The sequence below is a fragment of the Marinobacter algicola DG893 genome, assembly GCF_000170835.1.
GTDB classification, from domain to species: domain Bacteria; phylum Pseudomonadota; class Gammaproteobacteria; order Pseudomonadales; family Oleiphilaceae; genus Marinobacter; species Marinobacter algicola.
Genome location: NZ_ABCP01000003.1, coordinates 13,714 through 34,471 on the forward strand (window position 1 = coordinate 13,714; position 20,758 = coordinate 34,471).

The window sequence follows — 20,758 nt, forward strand, 5'->3', positions numbered from 1 at the left end:
GTGTCGATAATCATGGGGGTTGACCCCGGATCACGCATTACCGGTTACGGTATTGTCCGGGCCGAAGGCCGAGTGATCGAATATATTGACAGTGGATGCATCCGGGTCGGCGAGAAGCCCATGGCGGAACGCCTGCAAACCATCTTCCATAGTCTGGCAACGCTCATTGGCGAATACCGCCCTGAAGAATTCGCCATCGAGCAGGTATTCATGGCCCGTAACCCGGATTCAGCGCTGAAGTTGGGGCAGGCGAGAGGCGCGGCAATTGTTGCGGCGGCCAACAGCGGGCTGGCTGTCCATGAGTATTCCGCCCGGCAGGTGAAGCAGGCCGTCGTAGGCAAGGGCGGGGCTGACAAGGCCCAGGTCCAGCATATGGTACAGGTGCTCTTGGCGCTGTCCCGCAAGCCCCAGGCCGATGCCGCAGACGCACTGGCAATCGCGCTGTGTCACGCCCACATGAGCCAGAGCGTTGCCAGGCTGGCGTCTGGAGGCGGCGGAAAAGTGCGCAGTGGCCGGGTCCGAAGACAATAACCGGGTTCATTGAAATCCAGGGAGAAACCCATTGATTGGTCGTATCCGAGGCATCCTGATTGAAAAATCCCCCGCCCAGGCATTGGTGGAATGCGCCGGCCTGGGGTATGAAGTCGATATTCCCTATACCACCTTCTTTAACCTTCCCGAAACCGGCGCTGAGCTGGTTCTCCACACCCACTTTGTTGTTCGCGAGGACGCCCAGAGCCTCTACGGCTTCTCTTCACGGCTGGACCGGGACCTGTTCCGTTTGCTGATCAAGGTCAATGGGGTTGGTCCCAAGCTTGCCGCGGGGATTCTGTCGGGGTTAGATGCCAATCAGTTTATCCGCTGTGTTGAGGCTCGCGATGCCAATGCCCTGGTCAAGCTCCCCGGTGTTGGCAAGAAAACCGCCGAACGCCTGCTTATTGAAATGACAGATCGTATAGGGCAACTTGAAGGGCAGTTCATACCAGCGTCGCCAAATGCGACGGTTACCTCTGACTCAGCCAATGCGGGCGTTGTGGCAGGTCATGACCCCAGGGAAGAGGCGGAAGCCGCCCTGATTGCCCTGGGTTACAAGCCGCAGGAGGCGTCCAAGGCCATCAGCAAAGTGGCGGAGGAAAGCATGTCGAGCCAGGAATTGATTCGGTTAGCGCTACGGGCAATGATTCCTGCCAGTTAGCCGGCTGGTTAAAGGAGTGTCATCAACCACCTCCTGGCCCCATATGTGTAGAGAGCGTAACGTGACAGCAAAAGCGCCGTTTGTACAATTGGGGCATAATGAACCCGATACGAGTGTACAGGCATGTTGTTGATTTCCTCTGAGCGGGTAGTTCAATGATTGAATCGGATCGCCTGATTACAGCCCAGGCCGGACAATACGAGGAAGTGCAGGATCGAGCGATCCGTCCCGGTGTTCTAGCGGACTATGTTGGCCAGCCCGCTGTGCGGGAGCAGATGGAAATCTTCATTTCCGCCGCGCGGGGCCGCCAGGAGGCATTGGATCATGTTCTGATCTTTGGTCCGCCGGGGCTGGGCAAGACCACGCTCGCCAACATCATTGCCAATGAAATGGGTGTGTCGATTAAGACCACATCCGGCCCGGTGTTGGAAAAAGCCGGTGATCTGGCCGCCATGCTGACCAACCTCGAAGAGGGTGATGTCCTCTTCATTGATGAAATTCATCGTCTCAGCGCCGCCGTGGAAGAAGTGCTCTACCCGGCGATGGAAGACTACCAGCTGGATATCATGATTGGAGAGGGGCCGGCGGCCCGCTCCATCAAGCTGGACTTACCCCCGTTTACCCTGGTGGGTGCTACAACGCGCGCCGGGCTTCTGACATCGCCGCTGCGGGATCGTTTCGGCATCGTCCAGCGCCTTGAGTTCTATAACACCAAGGATCTGACCGATATTATTCTTCGTTCCGCGCGATTGTCATCGGTCACTATCGACAACGGCGGTGCCTACGAGATTGCCCGCCGTTCCCGGGGAACACCCCGTATTGCCAACCGCCTGCTACGCAGAGTGCGTGACTTTGCGGAGGTAAAAGCAGATGGCCGCATTAGTGAATCCATCGCGGACCAGGCACTGAATATGTTGAAAGTGGACGCCCAGGGGTTTGATCACATGGACCGGCGCCTGCTTTTGGCGATGATTGAAAAGTTTGATGGTGGCCCGGTGGGTGTCGAAAGCCTGGCGGCGGCGATCAGTGAAGAACGGGGTACCATCGAGGACGTTCTCGAGCCGTTCCTGATCCAGCAGGGTTTCATGGTACGCACGCCCCGTGGGCGAATGGTGACGTCCAATGCCTACCAGCATTTCGGCGTAGTACCATCCGGTCCGGAACGGGAGGACCTTTTTGACTGAGCGTTATGATTCGTCGGCCGGGTTGGCGGTTCGCGTGTACATCGAGGATACCGACGCCGGAGGTATCGTATACCACGCGAAGTACCTGCACTACATGGAACGTGCCCGTACGGAGTGGGTTCGTCACAAGGGTGTCGGGCTTCGCGCCGGCCTGGCGGATAACATCAGTTACGTTGTCCAGCGCCTGTCGATTCATTACGGTGCCCCGGCCAGGCTCGACGATGAGTTGCGAGTGATCGCGGAACCGGTGGCCTTCGGCCGTGTATGGATGGATTTTCGTCAGCAGGTTGTTCGCAGCTCCGACGACAAGGTACTGGCATCGGCGGACGTTCGCGTGGCTTGTATTGCACTGGATTCCGGCCGGCCAAGACGCCTTCCGGCAAACATGCTGGAGTTGCTGGAAAGCAACCTGAAAACCAATTCACAAGTGGAATAATCCAGGAGTAAAAGGTGGAGTCAGAAGTTTCTGTTTGGTATCTCATCGCCAACGCCGGCGTGCTGGTTCAGCTGGTTATGCTGTTGCTTGCCCTGGCGTCCATTATCTCCTGGGCACTGATCTTCCAGCGCCTGAAGGTGTTCCGCAAGGCCAAGCAGGCCCAGTATGCGTTCGAGGAACGGTTCTGGTCCGGAATGGACCTGGGTCAGCTCTACCGGGAAGTGAACAGTAATCCGACGCCGTTCTCCGGTATGGAATCGTTGTTCCGCGCCGGTTTCAAGGAATTTTCCCGTCTGCGCCAACAAAGCCGGGATGCCGATGCTGTCATGGAAGGCACCCAGCGTGCGATGCGAGTGGCGTTTTCCCGCGAGCAGGAGCGGTTGGAGATGCATTTGCCGTTTCTTGCAACCGTCGGCTCCACCAGCCCCTATGTCGGTCTGTTTGGCACGGTCTGGGGCATCATGAATTCGTTTCGGGGACTGGCTCAGGTTCAGCAGGCGACCCTTGCAACGGTAGCCCCCGGTATTTCCGAGGCATTGATAGCAACGGCAATGGGCCTGTTTGCGGCCATCCCCGCCGTGATTGCCTACAACCGTTTCTCCGCTATCTCCGACGCACTGCTGAAGAACTATGAAACCTTCGCCGATGAGTTTTCGAGCATCCTCCATCGCCGTGTGCATAACAGCGAGCAGTCAGCCGCATGAGGATGGCAGCCAGTAAAGGACAGCCAGTCGGGAGAGCCGAAACATGAAAGGCATGGGAATGATGCCGGCGAGAAGTCGCAAGCCGATGTCTGAAATCAACGTCGTACCCTACATCGACGTCATGCTGGTGCTGCTGATCATCTTTATGGTGACGGCGCCGATGCTGACGCAAGGCGTAAAAGTGGATCTGCCGGAAACCACATCACAGCCGATCCAGTCCGACAAGAACGTGGAAACCATCGTGGTGTCTGTGGACAGCAACGGTGCGTATTTCATGGATATCGGGGACGAAAGCAGCGACCCGATGTCGCTCGCCGACATTCGCGACCGGATCGCCAAAATTCTGTCCCAGCGTACGGACCGCGAGGTGCTTGTTCGGGGTGATGAGCATGTTGAGTACGGTACCGTTGTGCGGCTGATGGCACAGTTGCAGGCCGCAGGGGCGTCTAATGTCGGATTGATCACCGAAGCGCCATCCATTGATGAGTAGGTACAGAGCAGGCAGGTTTTTGTGAGAGGTCATGAGCGTGATGTAACCAACACGGGCCAGCCCCCCTGGAAGTCGCCCGTGGCTCTGTCAATCCTGCTGCATGGATTGATTCTGGGCGTGGCCCTGGCCGGGTGGACATGGACCGATCCCTCCGAGGATCCGCCGCCGCCCAGTATTTCTGCGCGCCTGATCACTCCGAACGAGCCGGAGCCCAGCCCGGTGACGGAACCGGTTGATGAGCCGGATCGTGACGAAGAACGCAGGCAGGAGGAAGAGAAAGAACGTAAGGAAGAAGCCGAACGCCGAAAAGCCGAAGAAGAGCGCGAACGGGAAGAGGCCCGCCGTATCCAGCAGGAAAAAGAGCAGAAGCTGGAGCAGCAACGCCAGGAAGAAGCGGCCGAGCGGGAGCGTGAGCAGCAGCGCAAAGCGGAAGAGGCTGCCCGCCAGAAGGCTGCGGCTGAAGCCAAGGAGCGCGAGCGTCAAAAGGCCGAGGAAGAAAAGCGTCGTCAGGAAGAGGCCGCCCGGAAGGCTGCGGAGGAAAAACGCCGCGCCGAAGAGCAGCGAAAGAAGGAAGAGGCCGAGCAGAAAGCAAGGGAAGAGCGAGAGCGCCAGGAAGCCGAACGCAAACGCAAGGAGCGAGAGCGGCGGTTGAAGGAGCAGCAACTGGAAGCTCTGGCGGAAGAAGCGCAGCAAGAGCGCGAGGCTGAAGAGCGCCGTAAGAGGGAGGCGGCTGCTGCCAAGGCACGCGAGTCACAAATGCTGTCGGAAAGTCAGAAATATCAGGCGCTGATTCGGGAACGGTTAAGTCAGGCCTGGTATCCGCCATCGTCGGCAACGGAGGAGATGACCGCAAGGCTTCAGATCACCTTGCTACCGACGGGTGAACTTGCCTCGGTAAAGCTTGTCTCCACCAGTGGAAACACGGCATTCGATAATTCAGCGCTGGGCGCGGTTAAATCGCTGAATCGTTATCCGATTCCCGATGATCGGGACACGTTTGAAAAGTATTTTCGCCAGTTTACGATTGAGTTCAATCCCCGGCGGTTGAGATAAGGGCAATGGGAAATCAAATGACGAACCGGAGTACAACAGGCACAACCCCTACCAGCATGGCGATGACATGGTTGCTTATGCTGATGGTGATGATAGGAAGCAGCCCGGCGGCCCACGCAGAGTTGTTGATACGAATCACGGAGGGTGCGGATTCCGCCATTCCGGTCGCCGTGGTCCCATTCGCTGAAACGGGTCAAATCCCGTCTGGCGATAAGGTCAGCAGTATCGTTCGCGACGACCTCACCATGAGCGGTGAATTCAAGCCACTGCCACCGGAGAAAATGCTCAGTCTGCCGTCCAGTGGCGACGAGGTTTATTTTCGCGACTGGCGGCTTCTTGGCCAGCGATATGTGCTGGTTGGCCAGCTCACTCGCACCGGCGACAAGATCGAGGCCCGTTACGAGTTGTTCGATGTGAACCGCGAGGAGAGGATCCTTGGGGCAACAGCGTCCTCATCGGTGAACAGCACACGAAGCCTTGCACACCACATCAGTGACAAGGTGTATGAGGCTATTACCGGTGTGCCGGGCGCATTTTCGACCAAGCTGGCCTATGTCACGCTTCAGCGCTCCGGTGGCAAAGCCCTGTATCGTCTGCAGGTCAGTGATGTGGATGGCAAAAGGGCCAGAGTCAGGCTGGAAAGTGATGAGCCTATCTTGTCGCCAGCCTGGTCGCCCGATGGCAAGAGGCTCGCCTATGTGTCGTTTGAAACCGGTAAGCCCGCGATTTACATCCATGAGCTTTCATCGGGCAACCGCACGAAAATTGCGGACTTCCGGGGTTTGAATTCCGCGCCAGCCTGGTCTCCTGATGGCCGTTCACTTTTGTTGACCCTGTCAAAAGACGGCAATGCCGAAGTCTATAAGATGGATATCCAGAGCCGCTCGCTCAAGCGGCTGACCAGTCACTGGTCTATTGATACGGAACCCACCTGGGATCATACGGGTAAAGGTTTCTTCTTTACGTCTGATCGTTCCGGGGGGCCGCAGATCTACCATAAGTCCAGTGAGAGCGCGGAACCCCGCAGAATTACCTTCGGTAGTCGCTATAATGCCCGCCCGCGGCCAGACAACGATGGCAAGTACGTCTACTATGTGCATCAGAGAGACAAGGCGTTTCACATAGCGAGGACGAACCTGCAGACGGAGGAAGAAACGATTCTCACCCGGACTGAGTCCGATGAGTCGCCCAGTGTTTCGCCCAATGGCCGGATGTTGATCTATGCAACCAAGCAGGGCGGCGACAGTGTACTAACTGTAATTGCCGCGGATGGCGGAGCGGCCTATAGTCTGCCGGCCTCGGAGGGTGATGTGCGTGAACCGGCATGGTCACCGATCGTAGAGTAAACCGGAACTCCAAACAGAACAGGTTCGTTTGTATTAACGTACAACAGACTCTCAAAAAAGGAAGGAAGTGATTATGAACGTATCAGCTCACCACAAATTGTTCGCCATGGTACTGTCTCTTGGTCTGATTGCTGGTTGCAGCAGCACCGGTGAGACCACTGAAGACGGCGCGTACGGTTCTGATGTTTCTGCTGTCGATCAGGACGGTGGCAGCACTGTTTATGGCGGCGACGATGATGGCGGTGTGTCTTCGTCCGAGATGAGCGAAGAGCAGCGTCGTGAGGCAGAAGCTCGTGCCGCACGGGCTGAAGAGGCTGCCATGCGCGAAATCACCACCTTTTACTTTGATTTCGATACTGCCGAAATCAAAGCCGAAGCCCGCGAAGTGCTGGTGGCTCACGCCCGGTTCCTGCAGGCCAATCCTGGCCAGAATGTCCGTATTGAAGGGCATGCTGACGAACGTGGCACGAAAGAATACAACCTCGCGCTGGGCGAGCGTCGTGCCAACGCCATCGAGCGTTTCCTGATCGTGAACGGCGCTTCCCGTGGCCAGACCGAAACCATCAGCTATGGTGAAGAGAAGCCGGCCGTGATGGGTTCCAGTGAGAGCGCGTGGGCTCAGAACCGTCGCGTTGAACTCGTTTTCCAGTAACAGGCGAACCCCATGAGACATTTGCTCATGGCGACAGTGATGCTCCCGCTTGCCTTCGGGCAAGCGGGCGGCGCGCTGGCGCAATCCGTTTCTCCGGCGTTCCAGGACAATGCGTCTGAGGCTGAACGCAAGGCTGGCAACAGTCAGGCCAATGCGGAACTGTTCTACATGATTCAGCAGCTGCAGGGCGAGATTCGCCGATTGCAGGGGCGGGTCGAAGAACAGCGCAACCTCATTGATCGGCTCACCAAGCAGTCACGGGACCGCTATATCGACCTCGACCAGCGAATTCTGAAACTCTCTGAAAAGATCTCGGAAGCGCCTGCGCCGAGCTCAGAGGGTGCGGGTGACTCGGCCGAAACAGCGGGAGAGTCGGGGGTGAAAACCAGAATCTACCGGCAGCCTTCCGACAAAGAACGAACGGATTACCAGAAAATCCAGACTCTGATTCATCAGGAAAAGAATTACGACCAGGCGATCAATGGGTTGTACGACTTTATAGATGAATATGAAGAGGGCGACCTGACGGTCAACGCCTATTACTGGCTGGGCGAGGTGTACCTCGTTGAGGAGCAGCTGGAACAGGCGCGGCAGGCGTTCACCATCGTTGCGACCCGTTATGGGGATCATCGCAAGGCTCCGGATGCCGTTTACAAGCTTGGCGTGACCCTGGACCGGCTTGGTGATAAGGAGCAGGCTCGTGGGCGTATGCAAACCGTGGTCCGTGACTATCCGAATACCAGTGCCGCTGAGTTGGCGCAGAAGTACCTCGACTCCAATAACGGCTGATCATGGTCATCGCGAGGAATGTTGAGAAACCTGGGAATTAGGGGTTGATCGGCGCTGAAAAATCATTACTATATGCGCCTCGTTTGGGTCGTTAGCTCAGTTGGTAGAGCAGTTGGCTTTTAACCAATTGGTCGAAGGTTCGAATCCTTCACGACCCACCAAATTACGAATGAGGCGGTGGACTGAGTCGTCGCGTTGTTCCGGTCCGGATTCGGGCCGACAGTTATGGGTCGTTAGCTCAGTTGGTAGAGCAGTTGGCTTTTAACCAATTGGTCGAAGGTTCGAATCCTTCACGACCCACCAACAGAACAGGAAGCCAAAGCGGCTCCTGTCGAAAAAAGAGCCTTCGGGCTCTTTTTTTTTTGGGTATACGGTCATACATCTGTGATAGTGGGCGTAGTGAAAGGGTGCATGTGAACAGCCTAAGCAAAACTCTGTGACAGCAGGGTGTCAGCCCAGTGAAAGTCGTGGCCGAAGTGATATACTTCCGACGTTAACGCAATACAGAGATGCAGTAATGACGCGAGTTGAAGACCGTATTCTCGTTCAGGAACATCTGGCACACCAGGCGGAGCCAAAGACCCTGAGCGACGACGAGAAAGCCAACCTTGAGTCCCGTATTCGTGCAGCGCTGAAAGCGCAGGATGCGGTGCTCGTGGCTCATTACTACACCGATCCCGACATTCAGCGCCTGGCCGAGGAAACCGGCGGCTGTGTTGCCGATTCGCTGGAAATGGCCCGGTTTGGCAACCAGCATAAAGCGTCGACCGTGGTTGTGGCGGGTGTCCGTTTCATGGGTGAAACCGCCAAGATTCTGAACCCGGAAAAACGGGTGCTGATGCCCACACTGGAGGCTACCTGTTCGCTGGACATTGGCTGTCCCGCGGACGAGTTCTCAGCCTTTTGCGATCAGCATCCCGACCGCACCGTTGTGGTCTACGCCAATACCTCCGCAGCAGTGAAGGCGAGGGCGGACTGGGTGGTCACCTCCAGTTGTGCTCAGGCCATTGTGGAGTCGCTGGATGCCCGCGGTGAAAAAATACTCTGGGCCCCGGACAAGCATTTGGGTTACTACGTGCAAAAAACCACCGGTGCGGATGTGTTGCTCTGGGATGGTTCATGCATCGTGCATGAAGAGTTCAAATACCGGGGGCTGGAAGACCTGAAGGCGCTGTATCCGGATGCGGCGGTTCTGGTGCACCCTGAATCGCCCAATGCGGTGGTCGAGATGGCCGATGTTGTCGGCTCGACCTCCCAGCTGATTCATGCGGTACAGACGCTGCCCAACGATCAGTTCATCGTTGCCACTGACAACGGCATTTTCTACAAGATGCAGCAGTTGGCCCCCAACAAAACCTTGATTGAGGCACCAACGGCTGGAAACGGCGCCACCTGTCGTAGCTGCGCCCATTGTCCGTGGATGGCGATGAATGGCCTCGAGAACCTGCTGTCAGTAATTGAGAACGGCGATCAAGAGGTTCACGTGGACCCGTCGTTGCGGGAGGATGCGTTGAGGCCGCTTCAGCGAATGCTGGACTTCACGGCCGAGATGAATCTGAAGGCTGCCGGCAACGCCTGATGTCAGCTGCGGCGCTGGTTCAGCCGCTCTGACACCTGTGACAATCGTTCGGTCACGATTTGGCGCAACGGCGCTCCGGCGGGGAGCCTTTCCTGGGCCTGGCGCAATTGGCGCTGGGCCGCCTCAAGGTCGCCCATCAGGATATCGTATTCGGCCCTTGCCCGATGCACCCCGACGATGTTGCGTGCCAACCCCTCGGCTTCTGCCAACCTCAGCCAGAGATGCTCTTTCTTCGGCAGTTCCCGCGTCAGCCTGAGGAGGTATTCGGCGGCACGTTCGCCGTTACCCGCCGCAGTCTCCAGGCGTGCGAGCATGTCGGTAATCGGGTAGTTGCCGGGGTTCCTTGAAAGGGCCTCGGAAAGCAGGCTGCGAGCTTCGTTGAGCTTGTCCTGCTCAATCAGCGCCTCCGCAAGTGTAACCTGGTAGGTGATGCGTCCCGGTGTTCCATCAAGCAGCCTTTCAAGCTCAGTGACCGCCTCACTCTGGTTTCCATTTCGCAGCCACGCAACCGCCAGGCCGTAACGAATGGCATCCGGCTTTTCAGTATCCGAGCGGTTCAGGTAGTCCTTGAAGGTTTCCACAGCGATATCTGCGGACTTGGCGTAGCGAACCTGCAGCCGGGATCGAATCAGATGATATTCCTGGGCATCGGCCACATCCCTGCGAGGGTATTGCTCGGCGCGGTTGCGGGTGTCGGATACCCGATTCTGCGTCAGCGGGTGGGTGGACAGATACTCCGGTACGCGATTTCCCTGCAGGCGGTTCTGACGCATCATGATTTCGAACATTTCCGGCATCCCTCTCGGGTCCATGCCGGAGCTGGCCAGTATGTCCATGCCGACGCGGTCAGCTTCCTGTTCGTGAGCCCGGCTATAAGCCAGCATGTTCTGCACCGCCAGTGCCTGGGTGCCGGCGATAGCCGCAATGCCGACATCCGACTGGGTAACTGCTGAGAGTATGATGCCAGCGATCATGCCGGCAATGGTCAGCGGGGCACTGGTTTCCTGTTGTTCCAGGCGCCTGGCGAAGTGGCGCTGGCTCAGGTGCGCCAGTTCGTGGGCCAGAACCGAGGCAAACTGCTGCTCACTCTCGGCATTCAGGAACAGGCCGCCATTAACGCCGACGACATTGCCGGGAACCGCAAAGGCGTTGATGTCGGGGCTGTCGATGATCGCCAGCGTAAGGTCGCTGCTACTGAGGGGAGCCGAGGGTACGAGGCGATAAATGATCGAGTTCAGGTAGTCCTGGACCAGGGCGTCGGTGATCTGAGGGGCGGATCGACGGATGGATGTCATCACCTGGCGCCCGATATCCGATTCCTGGCGCTCAGAGATAAGCCCGCCGCCGGCGCCACCAATGGATGGCAGCGTGCTGTCCGACGACTGTGCCGAGGCCTGACCGACGTTCAGTGAAAACGCCAGGGCCAGGGCGGGTATCAGCATGCCTGGCCATTGAATTCGGCGGCGGTTTGTTACAGTCATGAATGGGCGATGTCCGTTGTCATGGGGTTCTCTCTGACAGCATTGTGCCACCGAAAGTTCTTTCGGGGTTCGTCTGTTACGATTGAGGTGCAATACAATATCACTGTGGGCATAATGCCGGCTCCTGTTTTGAACATACGGATGCCTTATTGCCATGGCTGACCGAACACTGGATGCATCGGGCCTGCGCTGTCCGATGCCGTTATTGAAAACCAAGCTCGAACTCAACAGCATGTCTCCCGGCCAGGAACTTGAAGTTATCGCCACAGACGCCGGTTCTGCAAGAGATATTCCTGCGTTCCTCAAGCTGTCGACCCATGAACTGGTTCGTACATCCGAACAGGGTGGCTGTTTCACCTTTGTGATAAAGTGCGGCGGTTAAGCCCGTAGTAATGACCCTCCGGAGTCGTTGATGATCAGAATTTTACGTGGTCTTGCCCACAAATACTTTTCAGATGAAGAAGCCGTCATTCTTTTCCTGCTGATACTGGCAGGTGTCATCTTCATCATTTTTTTCGGTTCCATGCTGGCGCCCGCGATTGCTGCCGTTATCGTCGCGTTTATTCTCCAGGGGCTGGTCACCAAGCTTAATCGGCTCGGCATCCCGGAAATCGTGTCCATCATAGGCGTGTTCTTTGTCTTCCTGGGGCTGCTTATTGGCGTCTTGTTCGGGCTGTTACCTCTGATCTGGACTCAGGTGACCGGGTTGGCGGGAGAAGCTCCTCGTATTTTCAGAGAGATGCAGTCCTATCTTGAAGTGCTTCCTGAACAGTACCCAACGCTGATATCCATGGAAGGCATCAACACCATCTACAATCAGGTCACCACCGAAGCCGGCCGCATGACCCAGTGGTTGGTGTCGTTTTCGTTGGAAAGCATTCCGGATCTGGTGGCGCTGCTGATCTACATGGTGTTGTTGCCGATCCTCGTATTCTTCTTCCTCAAGGACCGCCGGGTGCTGCTGGGTGCCATCGCTCGCATGCTGCCGTCCCAACGTCCGATGATGGTCAGGATCTGGCACGAAGTGAATCTTCAGTGTGCCAACTATGTGCGGGGCAAGGCGGTCGAGATACTGATCGTTGGGGGGATCACCTACGTGGCCTTCAAGGTTCTGGGTATGCCCTATGCGGCGCTGCTGTCATTGATGGTGGGGCTGAGCGTAGTGATTCCCTATATCGGGGCAGCCGTTGTAACCATCCCCGTCGCCATGATCGCGCTGTTTGCCTTCGGGTGGGGCAGTGAGTTTATCTGGGTCATGGTGGTGTACGGTGTGATCCAGGCGCTGGATGGCAACGTTCTGGTTCCCATCCTGTTTTCGGAAGTGAATAATCTGCACCCCGTTGCCATTATCGTGGCCGTATTGTTCTTCGGCGGTATCTGGGGCTTGTGGGGGGTGTTCTTCGCCATTCCGCTGGCGACCATGCTCAAGGCAATCTTCTCGGCATGGCCGGTCAAGAACGGACAGGCAGAGGCGCTGCCAAAGGAGTCTTAAAGACTCCTGGTGGCCTCCAGCACTTCGTCAACGTGGTCTGGTACTTTCACACCTCGCCACTCCCTGCGAAGAACCCCGTCCTTGTCGATCAGGAAGGTACTGCGGTCAATGCCCATGTATTCCTTGCCGTAGAGCTTCTTCAGCTTGATAACATCGAACAGTTGGCAGAGGGCTTCGTCCTTGTCGGAAATCAGGTGAAAGGGGAATGCCTGTTTTTCGCGGAAGTTTTCGTGGGCTTTCAGGCCGTCGCGTGACACGCCGAAAATGACCGTGTCGAGTGCTTCAAACTGGTCGTGCCGATCACGGAAATCCTGACCTTCGGTGGTGCATCCAGGGGTGTTGTCCTTTGGGTAAAAATAGACCACCACGTTCCGGCCCTTCAGGTCTGATAAACGAATGGTTTGATCTCCGGTAGCCGGAGCCTCAAAATCATCAACAGGACGGTTCAGTTCGGGTGCTGACATGACATCTCCTTTAATTCCCTTGTGTCAGTGGGTGCCCAACATTACCATATCGTTTTTATTCGCACGGAGTTTTTATGATTACGGGGAGCCTTGTCGCACTGGTCACGCCCATGCATTCCGATGGCAGCGTTCATTGGGAGCACCTTGATAAGCTGGTGGACTTTCATCTCGACAACGGAACGCATGGTATCGTGGCCGTTGGAACGACGGGTGAATCCGCCACGCTGGACCCGGAAGAGCACATGCGGGTGGTCGGGCATATCATAAAACGCGTCAACGGCCGCATCCCCGTGATTGCCGGTACCGGCGGCAACAGCACCCGCGAAGCCATAGAGCTGACCGAGGAAGCTCACAAGCTGGGTGCCGATGCCTGCCTGCTTGTGGTTCCGTATTACAACAAACCGACCCAGGAAGGCCTTTATCGGCATTTCAAGACCATTGCCGAGGCTGTCCCGGTTGATCAGATTCTCTACAACGTTCCGGGCCGAACAGCGTGCGACATGTTGAACGAGACCGTAGAGCGCCTGGCGGATATTCCGAACATCATCGGCATCAAGGATGCCACCGGCAACATTCCCCGAGGTGCCGAGCTGGTTGAAGCCGTTAAAGGCCGCCTGGTGGTCTACTCTGGTGACGACGCGACGGCCGCCGGGCTGATGCTCGCCGGCGCCAAGGGCAACGTCTCTGTTACCGCCAATGTGGCGCCCAAGGGTATGGCTGCGTTGTGTGAAGCCGCCATCGCTGGCAATGAGGAGGAAACCGAGCGGCTTAACGAGTTGCTCATGCCCCTGAACCGCAAACTTTTCCTCGAGGCCAATCCCATCCCTGTGAAATGGGCTCTCTACCGTATGGGCCTGATCGGGGAGGGCATCCGTCTTCCGCTCACCCCCTTGAGTGACAGGTTCCACGGTGAAGTGGAAGACGCACTGAAAGCCTCTGGCGTACTCTGAGTCAGGCTGTACCATCTATCGTAACTGGAGTCGCCTGATGGCGTTTAGGTTCAGGACAGAAATCAAAAAATCCGAAAAATGCATCAGGCCCCTGGCGGGCCTGATGTTTGTTGTGGCCCTGTCAGGCTGTAGCCTTATCGAAGACCGCTCCGAGCGCTACGTCGATGCGCCGGAAGGCACGCCGCTGAAACTTCCGGAAACGGCGGATGAAGGCGAATTTGGTCAGATCATGCCGATACGTGAAGCGACCGCTGCCGACTCGGGCCGGATGTTTCGGGGAAGCATACCCAGGCCGCCGGATATGACCTCCGATATCCTTGACGAAAACTACGTGGTTGAGGAGCTGGATGGCCAGATATGGCTGCTGGTAAATGATGTGCCAGGTCGCCTTTGGCCTGCAGTCACCTCCTACATGAATGAGAACGGCCTTGGTGTCGCGTACGACAGCCCTCAGCTCGGCCTGATGCAAAGCGAGCTTGTTAACTTCAGCAAGCAGGCGAGGGGCTTGCTGGGGCTGCCGGATAACCCCGACGGGCAAGAGGCGAAAGTGGTGGTTCAGGCCCGCGTCGCGCCCGGTGTGCGCCGCAAGACCACAGAGGTTCAATTCCGTTCCTTCGAAGTTGCTAATGACCCGAACGAACTGATGGCATGGAGCGGTGGAGACACCCGCAGCCGTGAGCAACTCGACACCAGTCGGAAGCTGCTCGAAGACCTGGGCCAGTATTTACGCAACCGGGAAGACAGTAAATCATACTCCCGCGCGGCATTGGGCATGGCCAGCGAACCGCTGGTCAGGCTGGTATCGGACGACGAGACGCCCCGGGAAATCGTAATGAGCCTGGATTATGGCCGGGCCTGGGCGGAAGTACGCCGGGCGGTGGATGACGCGGGCATACCGGTGATCGACCTGAACCGCGAAGACGGGTATTTCTTTGTGGATTTCCGGCCGGAATCCGAGCGCGAGTCGGGATGGTTTAGCTGGTTCTCCGACACCCCGGAACCGGTACATTCGTTTGATATACGGCTTGAGGCACGCGACGGCGATATTGTCGTTTCCACCGCCATCGCCGAGAGTTACGATGGTGAGAATCGCTCGTCCGAGCTGCTCTCAGAATTGTTCGAATACCTTTACTAATGCAAGCAGTGCCTGCGCAGAGCGGGCACGTCCGGAGACCTGACATGGAAAAGCGTGAAGAGCTTTACGCGGGCAAGGCCAAATCCGTATACCGTACCGACGATCCCGACCGGTTTGTGATGGTGTTTCGCGACGATACGTCGGCTTTCGACGGCGAGAAAAAAGAGCAGCTTAACCGCAAAGGCATGGTGAACAATCGCTTCAATGCCTTCATCATGGAGAAACTGGAAGCCGCCGGCGTTCCCACGCACTTTGAGGGCCTGCTTTCCGATACGGAATCACTGGTCAAGAAGCTGGACATGATCCCGGTGGAATGTGTTGTTCGTAACATCTCCGCCGGCAGCCTGTGCCGCCGCCTGGGTGTCGAGGAAGGGCTGACGCTGAATCCGCCCACCTTTGAACTGTTCCTGAAGAACGACGCCATGCATGATCCCATGGTCAATGAGTCACTGGCGGTCAGTTTTGGTTGGGCGAAAGCCGAAGAACTTGCCAGAATGAAAGAACTGACCTATCAGGTGAATGACGTACTGAAGGCCCTGTTCGAGGAAGCTGGCATGTTGCTGGTGGACTACAAGCTGGAATTTGGCCGCTCGGGTGGCCAGATTGTTCTGGGTGACGAATTCAGCCCCGACGGCTGTCGTATCTGGGATAGGGAAACCCGAAAAAAGATGGATAAGGACCGTTTTCGTCAGGGACTGGGCGATGTGATTGAGACCTACGAAGAGGTTGGTCGTCGTCTCGGCATCCGTTTCGACTGATCAGTCAGGTACAACAACCAGAAAACAGGTGCACTATGCGTAAACTGATTCTTGCCATCGGCGGCTCTTTGGTCATCGCTGCCCCAGTCGCAACCGCTGATGTCGTTGGGGTGGGGGCCAATGTCAGTTATTGGGATTCTGACCTCTCGGGCAAAGCCGGCAAAAACAACGACGTGGTCGACGTCGAAAACGACCTTGACTTGGAAAGCGACACCAATGCCAATCTGAGTGCCTACCTGGAGCACCCGGTGCCGGTATTGCCCAACGTGCGCCTGAATTACACCCGCATTGAACAAAGCGGCAGTGGCGAAGTGTCCACGCAATTTGACCTGGTGTCCGGCGACGTCGATTCGGATCTGGACCTGAGTCAGTTTGACGTCACCCTGTATTACGAAGTGCTCGACAACTGGGCCAATCTGGATCTGGGCGTGACCGCCCGCAATCTGGATGGCGAACTGATTGTTCGTGAGCAGGCCACCAATGGCCAGGTCAGTAAGACTGAGGTCGACGGCGTGATTCCGATGGGTTATCTGGCTGCCCGCTTTGATTTGCCCTTTACCGGTGTTTCTGTCGGTGGTGAGGCCAACCTCATCAGCTTCGACGGCGATTCCGTGTACGACTACAACGCCTATGGCCAATACGAACTGTCGTTGTTACAGCTGCGTGCTGGATACCGTCAGATCAGCATTGATTACGAAGACAGCGATGACCGTCTGGACATCGAACTCGGTGGCCCGTTTGTGAGTGCCGGGCTAACGTTCTGAAGGAACAGGAGAGAATACGTTGAAAATTCTGGTTACAGGTACGGCGGGCTTTATTGGCTCCCATCTGGCGCATCGGCTGCTTGACCGAGGTGATGAAGTAATCGGCGTGGATAACGTCAACGATTACTACGACCCCACCCTTAAGGAAGCGCGGCTTGAGCGCCTGACCTGTAAACCAGGATTCACCGAAGTTCGTAAGGACGTGGCCGACAGGCCTGCCATGGAAGCCCTGTTCCGAGAGCATAAGCCAGAGCGTGTGGTTCACCTGGCCGCCCAGGCGGGTGTGCGGTACTCCCTGGAAAACCCCCATGCCTACATCGACGCCAACTTGGTGGGTTTTACCAACATTCTGGAAGGGTGTCGTCACAACGGTGTTAAGCACCTGGTGTACGCCTCCAGCAGCTCTGTCTACGGCGCGAATGAAACCATGCCGTTCTCCATCCACGACAACGTGGATCATCCTCTGAGTCTGTACGCGGCCTCCAAGAAAGCCAACGAGCTCATGGCTCATACCTACAGCCACCTGTACAACATGCCCACCACCGGCCTGCGCTTCTTCACCGTCTATGGCCCCTGGGGCCGCCCGGATATGGCGCTGTTCATCTTCACCAAGAACATCCTGGCCGGTGAGCCCATTGATGTGTTCAATCATGGGCACCATAGGCGCGACTTCACCTACATTGACGATATTGTGGAAGGCGTTATCCGGACCCTGGACAATGTCGCCACCCCCAACCCGCAGTGGAGTGGTGAAACGCCAGACCCCGGCACCAGCAAGGCGCCATATCGACTGTATAACATCGGTAGCAACAACCCGGTGGAGTTGTCCCGGTTTATTGAGATCATCGAAGAGCGCGTTGGCAAAAAGGCCGAGAAGAACCTGCTGCCCCTGCAGCCCGGCGACGTGCCCGCCACTTACGCCAATGTGGATGACCTGATTGACGATGTGGGCTACAAGCCGTCCACCACGGTGGAAGAGGGCATCGCCAACTTCGTGGACTGGTATCGGGATTTCTACAAGGTCTAGGTTTTTCAGGCGCACACAAAACCGCTGAAGGGCACCTTCGGCGGTTTTTTTATGCCCCCATTACTGGGGGGCGTATTTAGCGTAACGCAATCAAGCGTTTACCGTGTCGAGAGCTTGCTATGTAGTTTATTGCTGTTATTCTGAGATTGGTTTCACAATTATTCAAAATAAAAAGGGAAGATGATGAATAAACTCGCCTGTGTTACTGCAGTACTTGGCCTCACGCTTGGCCTGACTTCCTCGGTCTTTGCCGATGAATTTTCGGATATGGATCCCGTCACTTTGCGCTTGGCCCACGTTGTTAATGAGCAGGATGGCTTCCACATTGCCGCTGTAAAATTTCAGGAGCTGGTCAGTGAGCGCACAGAAGGTGCAGTGACCATCGAACTCTATCCCAATGCTTCCCTCGGCGACGAGCGCACCCTACTCGAGGGTATGCAAATTGGTACCGTGGATATGGGCGTCATAACCAACGGCCCGGTCGCCAATTTTGTAGAAGAAATGGCTGTATTTGAGTTGCCCTTCCTGTTCTCCTCCCCAGAAGAAGCCTATGCAGTGCTTGATGGTCCCATCGGCCAGGAGCTACTGGGCAAATTGAGCGAAGTTAACCTCAAAGGCCTGGCATACGCTGAGCGCGGCTTCCGTAACCTCACCAACAGCGAACGGCCGGTCAGGCATCCGGATGATATTGACGGTTTGCGCGTGCGTGTCATGGAGAATCCTGTTTACGTTGATACGTTCCGTGAGTTGGGGGCAAATGCCGTTCCCATGGCCTGGACTGAAGCGTTGACAGCCATGCAACAGGGCACCATCGATGGCCAGGAAAATCCCGTCAACGTCGTACACTCCTTCAAGCTTAATGAGACTCAGAACTATATGACGATGTCGCGGCATACCTACGCGCCGGCGATATTTGTCATGGGGATGCCAGTATGGAACCGCCTGCCGGAGGCGGCTCAAGGCGTCATCGAACAGGCGGCCCAGGAAGCTGCGGAACATGAACGCCGCGTAAACGCCGAAATGGAGTCGAAGCAGTTGGCGGAGCTTCGGGCATCGGGAATGGAAATCGTGGAAGATCCGGAGGTTGATGCCTTTCAGGCTGCTGTCGCCCCAGTCTATGAAAAGTACGGTAATCAGTTTGGTGAATACCTGGACCGGATTCGTGAATCCCAGCAGCCATAATTAAAGGACCCGACGACGTTATGTTGGGAGTTCTGAAGAGGATTGAACGTGCAATCGATGCCATCATGCAGCCTATGGTTTTTGCGGCCATGGTGGCGTTGATCGCCGTAATCACGCTGCAGATCCTATCCAGGGTTTTCTTCACGGCGGTGGGCTGGACCGAAGAATTAGCGAGGTTCCTGCTCATCTGGATTACCTTTATGGGGGCCACTCTCGCGTTTCAGCGTGGTCGCCACATTGCTGTTACCTTTGTCGTCGACGCACTGCCAGGCAGGCTGCGGCAAGTGACGCGTATCCTAGCTGTGGCCGTTTTCCTAGGGTTCATGATTGCGTTGGTGCTTGTTGGCTATCGCTATATGCAGATGCAAAGCTTCCAGACCTCAGCCTCTCTTGGCTGGTCGATGACGTACGTTTACGCGATTATCCCGGTCTGTGGAGCGCTGATGAGCTGGTACGCATTTGTTGATCTGGTTGAACTGGTGTCAGAAGGATCTGGCACTGACGAGACTGCCTCTGATATGAGTGACCCGCCACTGTGACTGGCCTGCTGTTCGTTCTTTTCTTCCTGTTCATGCTAATCGGCGTACCTATTGCTGTGTCAATCGGTGCCAGTACGATGGCAGCGCTGTTTTTTCAGGGTGTGCCACTGATGGTGGTTACCCAGCAAATGTTTCAGGGGATTAATTCCTTCGCTCTGGTTGCGGTGCCTATGTTCATACTGGCCGGCGACCTCATGGCCCAGGGCAAGGTGAGCGAGAAGCTGGTCAGTTTTGCGGACTCACTGTTCGGGTTTCTGAAAGGCGGGCTTTCTATCGTGGCCGTACTGGCCGGTATGTTCTTTGCGGCGATATCCGGCTCAGGGGCTGCCACCACTGCAGCCGTAGGCTCCAGCCTGGTGCCGGAGCTCCGTAAAAAAGGGTATGACCCGGCGGCCGCAGCGAGTTTGATTGCCGCCAGCGGTACTATTGGTGTGGTTATCCCGCCATCCGTGCCGATGATTATCTACGCTGTTATTGCTCAGCAATCGGTTTCCAAGCTGTTTCTGAATGGTTTTATTCCGGGCCTTATCATGGGATTGGGGCTCATCGCGATTGCCATTACCCAGGGTTACCGGCGGAATTATCCGCGTGGCACCGCATTATCCCTCGCGACCATTTGGGGCACGCTCAAGAGCGCAAGCTGGGGGTTGATGACCCCCGTCATTATTCTGGGTGGAATATTCTCTGGCATCTTTACGCCCAGCGAAGCGGCAGTAGTGGCGGTCAATTACGCACTGTTAGTTTCATTGTTTATCTACCGCGACCTCAAGCTTCCGGATATCTATCGGATATTGATCCGCTCTGCGATTACAACCGCCGTTATCATGTTCGTCATTGCCACATCGGCCGTTCTGAGCTGGACACTATCAAGTTGGCAGGTACCCGGCGCGATTGCTGAATCGGTCCTGTCACTGTCCACTAACCCTTACATCATTATGCTACTCGTCGTCGGTATCATCCTGATAACGGGGGTGTTCATCGAAACAGCGAGTGCCCTGATAATCTTGACCCCGGTTCTATTGCCGTTAGTCATCCAGCTAGGAATCGACCCAATCCACTTCGGTCTCATAATTGTGGTGGGACTGGCCATTGGTATGATTACGCCTCCAGTCGCAATCAACCTTTATGTGGCATCCTCTGTCACCGGTTTGCCGCTCGAGCGCATCACCCGCGCTATCATCCCCTACCTGCTTGGCTTAATCGCAGTGTTGCTTCTGGTGGTTTATATCCCGATTTTTACAGGCATTTCAGGTTAGGCAGGAATCGCTGTGTCTAAGTTGTCTTATGAGACGGTTTGGCATCAGATGGGGGTGAGCTAGTGAACAAGCTGGCCCGGGAGTGGTAGTAGGAATCTTATTGGAAGAGCTTTGAAACAATATCGGGAAAGAAAGACGGTATAGAGAAGGGAACTGCAAAAAACGGATCGTTAAGCAGAAATGGTAGGACCAGGCAGATTTGAACTGCCGACCTCTGCCATGTCAAGGCAGCGCTCTAACCAACTGAGCTATGGTCCTATGTCCTGCAACGGGGTGGAAATA

The 20,758-nt window shown here is 56.3% G+C and carries 23 protein-coding genes and 3 tRNA genes; 23 read left to right on the top strand and 3 right to left on the bottom strand.

Going from position 1 to position 20,758, the window contains the following annotated elements; genetic code table 11:
- The 13 genes from ruvC to nadA all read left to right on the top strand — a co-directional run bounded on the left by ruvC (nt 1) and on the right by nadA (nt 9,428).
- Nucleotides 1–531, top strand: a complete 531-nt coding sequence (gene ruvC, locus MDG893_RS04100) for a crossover junction endodeoxyribonuclease RuvC (protein ID WP_040474279.1) — start codon at nt 1–3, stop codon at nt 529–531.
- Nucleotides 532–562: 31 nt separating this feature from the next.
- Nucleotides 563–1,195: a Holliday junction branch migration protein RuvA gene (gene ruvA / locus MDG893_RS04105; RefSeq protein ID WP_007152464.1), complete on the top strand. Its 633-nt coding sequence runs from the start codon at nt 563–565 to the stop codon at nt 1,193–1,195.
- A 155-nt stretch (nt 1,196–1,350) separates the two neighbouring features.
- The gene (gene ruvB, locus MDG893_RS04110) at nt 1,351–2,379 is read left to right on the top strand and encodes a Holliday junction branch migration DNA helicase RuvB (RefSeq protein WP_007152465.1); all 1,029 of its coding nucleotides are present in this window, start codon (nt 1,351–1,353) and stop codon (nt 2,377–2,379) included.
- A complete protein-coding gene (ybgC, locus tag MDG893_RS04115; RefSeq protein WP_007152466.1) occupies nt 2,372–2,815 on the top strand; it encodes a tol-pal system-associated acyl-CoA thioesterase in 444 nt (147 codons plus the stop codon). Before ruvB ends, ybgC begins: the two co-directional genes overlap by 8 nt.
- A 14-nt stretch (nt 2,816–2,829) precedes the next feature.
- Nucleotides 2,830–3,519 (top strand): protein TolQ, encoded by a 690-nt coding sequence (gene tolQ, locus MDG893_RS04120; protein ID WP_007152467.1) that lies wholly within the window; start codon nt 2,830–2,832, stop codon nt 3,517–3,519.
- Nucleotides 3,520–3,562: 43 nt separating this feature from the next.
- Nucleotides 3,563–4,009 (top strand): protein TolR, encoded by a 447-nt coding sequence (gene tolR, locus MDG893_RS04125; RefSeq protein ID WP_007152468.1) that lies wholly within the window; start codon nt 3,563–3,565, stop codon nt 4,007–4,009.
- A gap of 78 nt (nt 4,010–4,087) precedes the next feature.
- Nucleotides 4,088–5,062, top strand: coding sequence for a cell envelope integrity protein TolA (gene tolA / locus MDG893_RS04130; RefSeq protein WP_007152469.1), 975 nt, complete (start codon nt 4,088–4,090; stop codon nt 5,060–5,062).
- Nucleotides 5,063–5,124: 62 nt separating this feature from the next.
- Nucleotides 5,125–6,408, top strand: coding sequence for a Tol-Pal system beta propeller repeat protein TolB (tolB, locus tag MDG893_RS04135; RefSeq protein ID WP_007152470.1), 1,284 nt, complete (start codon nt 5,125–5,127; stop codon nt 6,406–6,408).
- 73 nt (nt 6,409–6,481) lie between these two features.
- A complete protein-coding gene (gene pal, locus MDG893_RS04140) occupies nt 6,482–7,060 on the top strand; it encodes a peptidoglycan-associated lipoprotein Pal (protein WP_007152471.1) in 579 nt (192 codons plus the stop codon).
- Between the two features lie 12 nt (nt 7,061–7,072).
- Nucleotides 7,073–7,849 (top strand): tol-pal system protein YbgF, encoded by a 777-nt coding sequence (gene ybgF, locus MDG893_RS04145; protein ID WP_040474281.1) that lies wholly within the window; start codon nt 7,073–7,075, stop codon nt 7,847–7,849.
- A gap of 85 nt (nt 7,850–7,934) precedes the next feature.
- Nucleotides 7,935–8,010: transfer RNA gene (locus MDG893_RS04150), tRNA-Lys, on the top strand.
- A 66-nt stretch (nt 8,011–8,076) separates the two neighbouring features.
- Nucleotides 8,077–8,152: transfer RNA gene (locus MDG893_RS04155), tRNA-Lys, on the top strand.
- 214 nt (nt 8,153–8,366) lie between these two features.
- On the top strand, nt 8,367–9,428 hold the full coding sequence (gene nadA, locus MDG893_RS04160; protein ID WP_007152473.1) for a quinolinate synthase NadA: 1,062 nt from the start codon (nt 8,367–8,369) through the stop codon (nt 9,426–9,428).
- Between the two features lie 2 nt (nt 9,429–9,430).
- Here nadA and MDG893_RS04165 read toward each other — a convergent pair whose 3' ends face one another.
- The gene (locus MDG893_RS04165) at nt 9,431–10,909 is read right to left on the bottom strand and encodes a M48 family metalloprotease (protein ID WP_007152474.1); all 1,479 of its coding nucleotides are present in this window, start codon (nt 10,907–10,909) and stop codon (nt 9,431–9,433) included.
- A 154-nt stretch (nt 10,910–11,063) separates the two neighbouring features.
- Here MDG893_RS04165 and MDG893_RS04170 point away from each other — a divergent pair, with 154 nt between their 5' ends.
- Both MDG893_RS04170 and MDG893_RS04175 read left to right on the top strand, forming a co-directional pair.
- A complete protein-coding gene (locus MDG893_RS04170) occupies nt 11,064–11,291 on the top strand; it encodes a sulfurtransferase TusA family protein (protein ID WP_007152475.1) in 228 nt (75 codons plus the stop codon).
- A gap of 30 nt (nt 11,292–11,321) precedes the next feature.
- Nucleotides 11,322–12,401 carry an AI-2E family transporter gene (locus MDG893_RS04175; RefSeq protein ID WP_007152476.1) on the top strand — a complete coding sequence of 360 codons (1,080 nt, stop codon included), beginning with the start codon at nt 11,322–11,324 and terminating at the stop codon, nt 12,399–12,401.
- Here MDG893_RS04175 and MDG893_RS04180 read toward each other — a convergent pair.
- Complete coding sequence (locus MDG893_RS04180) at nt 12,398–12,865, bottom strand: peroxiredoxin (protein WP_007152477.1); 468 nt, start codon at nt 12,863–12,865, stop codon at nt 12,398–12,400. The genes MDG893_RS04175 and MDG893_RS04180 overlap by 4 nt on opposite strands.
- A 74-nt stretch (nt 12,866–12,939) precedes the next feature.
- Between MDG893_RS04180 and dapA the strand changes: the two genes are divergently transcribed.
- From dapA to MDG893_RS04220, 8 genes are all read left to right on the top strand, one after another.
- Nucleotides 12,940–13,815, top strand: coding sequence for a 4-hydroxy-tetrahydrodipicolinate synthase (gene dapA / locus MDG893_RS04185; protein WP_007152478.1), 876 nt, complete (start codon nt 12,940–12,942; stop codon nt 13,813–13,815).
- Nucleotides 13,816–13,852: 37 nt separating this feature from the next.
- On the top strand, nt 13,853–14,950 hold the full coding sequence (bamC, locus tag MDG893_RS04190) for an outer membrane protein assembly factor BamC (protein ID WP_007152479.1): 1,098 nt from the start codon (nt 13,853–13,855) through the stop codon (nt 14,948–14,950).
- A 44-nt stretch (nt 14,951–14,994) separates the two neighbouring features.
- Nucleotides 14,995–15,708 carry a phosphoribosylaminoimidazolesuccinocarboxamide synthase gene (gene purC / locus MDG893_RS04195; RefSeq protein WP_007152480.1) on the top strand — a complete coding sequence of 238 codons (714 nt, stop codon included), beginning with the start codon at nt 14,995–14,997 and terminating at the stop codon, nt 15,706–15,708.
- Nucleotides 15,709–15,743: 35 nt separating this feature from the next.
- Nucleotides 15,744–16,472, top strand: coding sequence for a TIGR04219 family outer membrane beta-barrel protein (locus tag MDG893_RS04200; RefSeq protein ID WP_007152481.1), 729 nt, complete (start codon nt 15,744–15,746; stop codon nt 16,470–16,472).
- Between the two features lie 19 nt (nt 16,473–16,491).
- Nucleotides 16,492–17,499: an NAD-dependent epimerase gene (locus MDG893_RS04205; protein WP_007152482.1), complete on the top strand. Its 1,008-nt coding sequence runs from the start codon at nt 16,492–16,494 to the stop codon at nt 17,497–17,499.
- A 183-nt stretch (nt 17,500–17,682) separates the two neighbouring features.
- Nucleotides 17,683–18,681, top strand: a complete 999-nt coding sequence (locus MDG893_RS04210) for a TRAP transporter substrate-binding protein (protein ID WP_007152483.1) — start codon at nt 17,683–17,685, stop codon at nt 18,679–18,681.
- 20 nt (nt 18,682–18,701) lie between these two features.
- Nucleotides 18,702–19,220 carry a TRAP transporter small permease gene (locus MDG893_RS04215; protein ID WP_007152484.1) on the top strand — a complete coding sequence of 173 codons (519 nt, stop codon included), beginning with the start codon at nt 18,702–18,704 and terminating at the stop codon, nt 19,218–19,220.
- A complete protein-coding gene (locus tag MDG893_RS04220; RefSeq protein ID WP_007152485.1) occupies nt 19,217–20,476 on the top strand; it encodes a TRAP transporter large permease in 1,260 nt (419 codons plus the stop codon). The genes MDG893_RS04215 and MDG893_RS04220 overlap by 4 nt, the downstream gene beginning before the upstream one ends.
- A gap of 181 nt (nt 20,477–20,657) precedes the next feature.
- On the opposite strand, the gene MDG893_RS04225 is transcribed toward MDG893_RS04220, so the two are convergent.
- Nucleotides 20,658–20,734, bottom strand: a tRNA-Val gene (locus tag MDG893_RS04225).
- Nucleotides 20,735–20,758 lie beyond the last annotated feature (24 nt).

Coding starts and splice junctions, on each gene's coding strand:
- nadA (WP_007152473.1), top strand. CDS start 8,367: ATGACGCGAGTTGAAGACCGTATTCTCGTTCAGGAACATCTGGCACAC.
- bamC (WP_007152479.1), top strand. CDS start 13,853: ATGGCGTTTAGGTTCAGGACAGAAATCAAAAAATCCGAAAAATGCATC.
- ruvB (WP_007152465.1), top strand. CDS start 1,351: ATGATTGAATCGGATCGCCTGATTACAGCCCAGGCCGGACAATACGAG.
- tolR (WP_007152468.1), top strand. CDS start 3,563: ATGAAAGGCATGGGAATGATGCCGGCGAGAAGTCGCAAGCCGATGTCT.
- ybgF (WP_040474281.1), top strand. CDS start 7,073: ATGAGACATTTGCTCATGGCGACAGTGATGCTCCCGCTTGCCTTCGGG.
- MDG893_RS04170 (WP_007152475.1), top strand. CDS start 11,064: ATGGCTGACCGAACACTGGATGCATCGGGCCTGCGCTGTCCGATGCCG.
- purC (WP_007152480.1), top strand. CDS start 14,995: ATGGAAAAGCGTGAAGAGCTTTACGCGGGCAAGGCCAAATCCGTATAC.
- dapA (WP_007152478.1), top strand. CDS start 12,940: ATGATTACGGGGAGCCTTGTCGCACTGGTCACGCCCATGCATTCCGAT.
- MDG893_RS04200 (WP_007152481.1), top strand. CDS start 15,744: ATGCGTAAACTGATTCTTGCCATCGGCGGCTCTTTGGTCATCGCTGCC.
- MDG893_RS04180 (WP_007152477.1), bottom strand. CDS start 12,865: ATGTCAGCACCCGAACTGAACCGTCCTGTTGATGATTTTGAGGCTCCG.
- MDG893_RS04165 (WP_007152474.1), bottom strand. CDS start 10,909: ATGACTGTAACAAACCGCCGCCGAATTCAATGGCCAGGCATGCTGATA.
- MDG893_RS04175 (WP_007152476.1), top strand. CDS start 11,322: ATGATCAGAATTTTACGTGGTCTTGCCCACAAATACTTTTCAGATGAA.
- pal (WP_007152471.1), top strand. CDS start 6,482: ATGAACGTATCAGCTCACCACAAATTGTTCGCCATGGTACTGTCTCTT.
- tolB (WP_007152470.1), top strand. CDS start 5,125: ATGACATGGTTGCTTATGCTGATGGTGATGATAGGAAGCAGCCCGGCG.
- MDG893_RS04215 (WP_007152484.1), top strand. CDS start 18,702: ATGTTGGGAGTTCTGAAGAGGATTGAACGTGCAATCGATGCCATCATG.
- MDG893_RS04210 (WP_007152483.1), top strand. CDS start 17,683: ATGAATAAACTCGCCTGTGTTACTGCAGTACTTGGCCTCACGCTTGGC.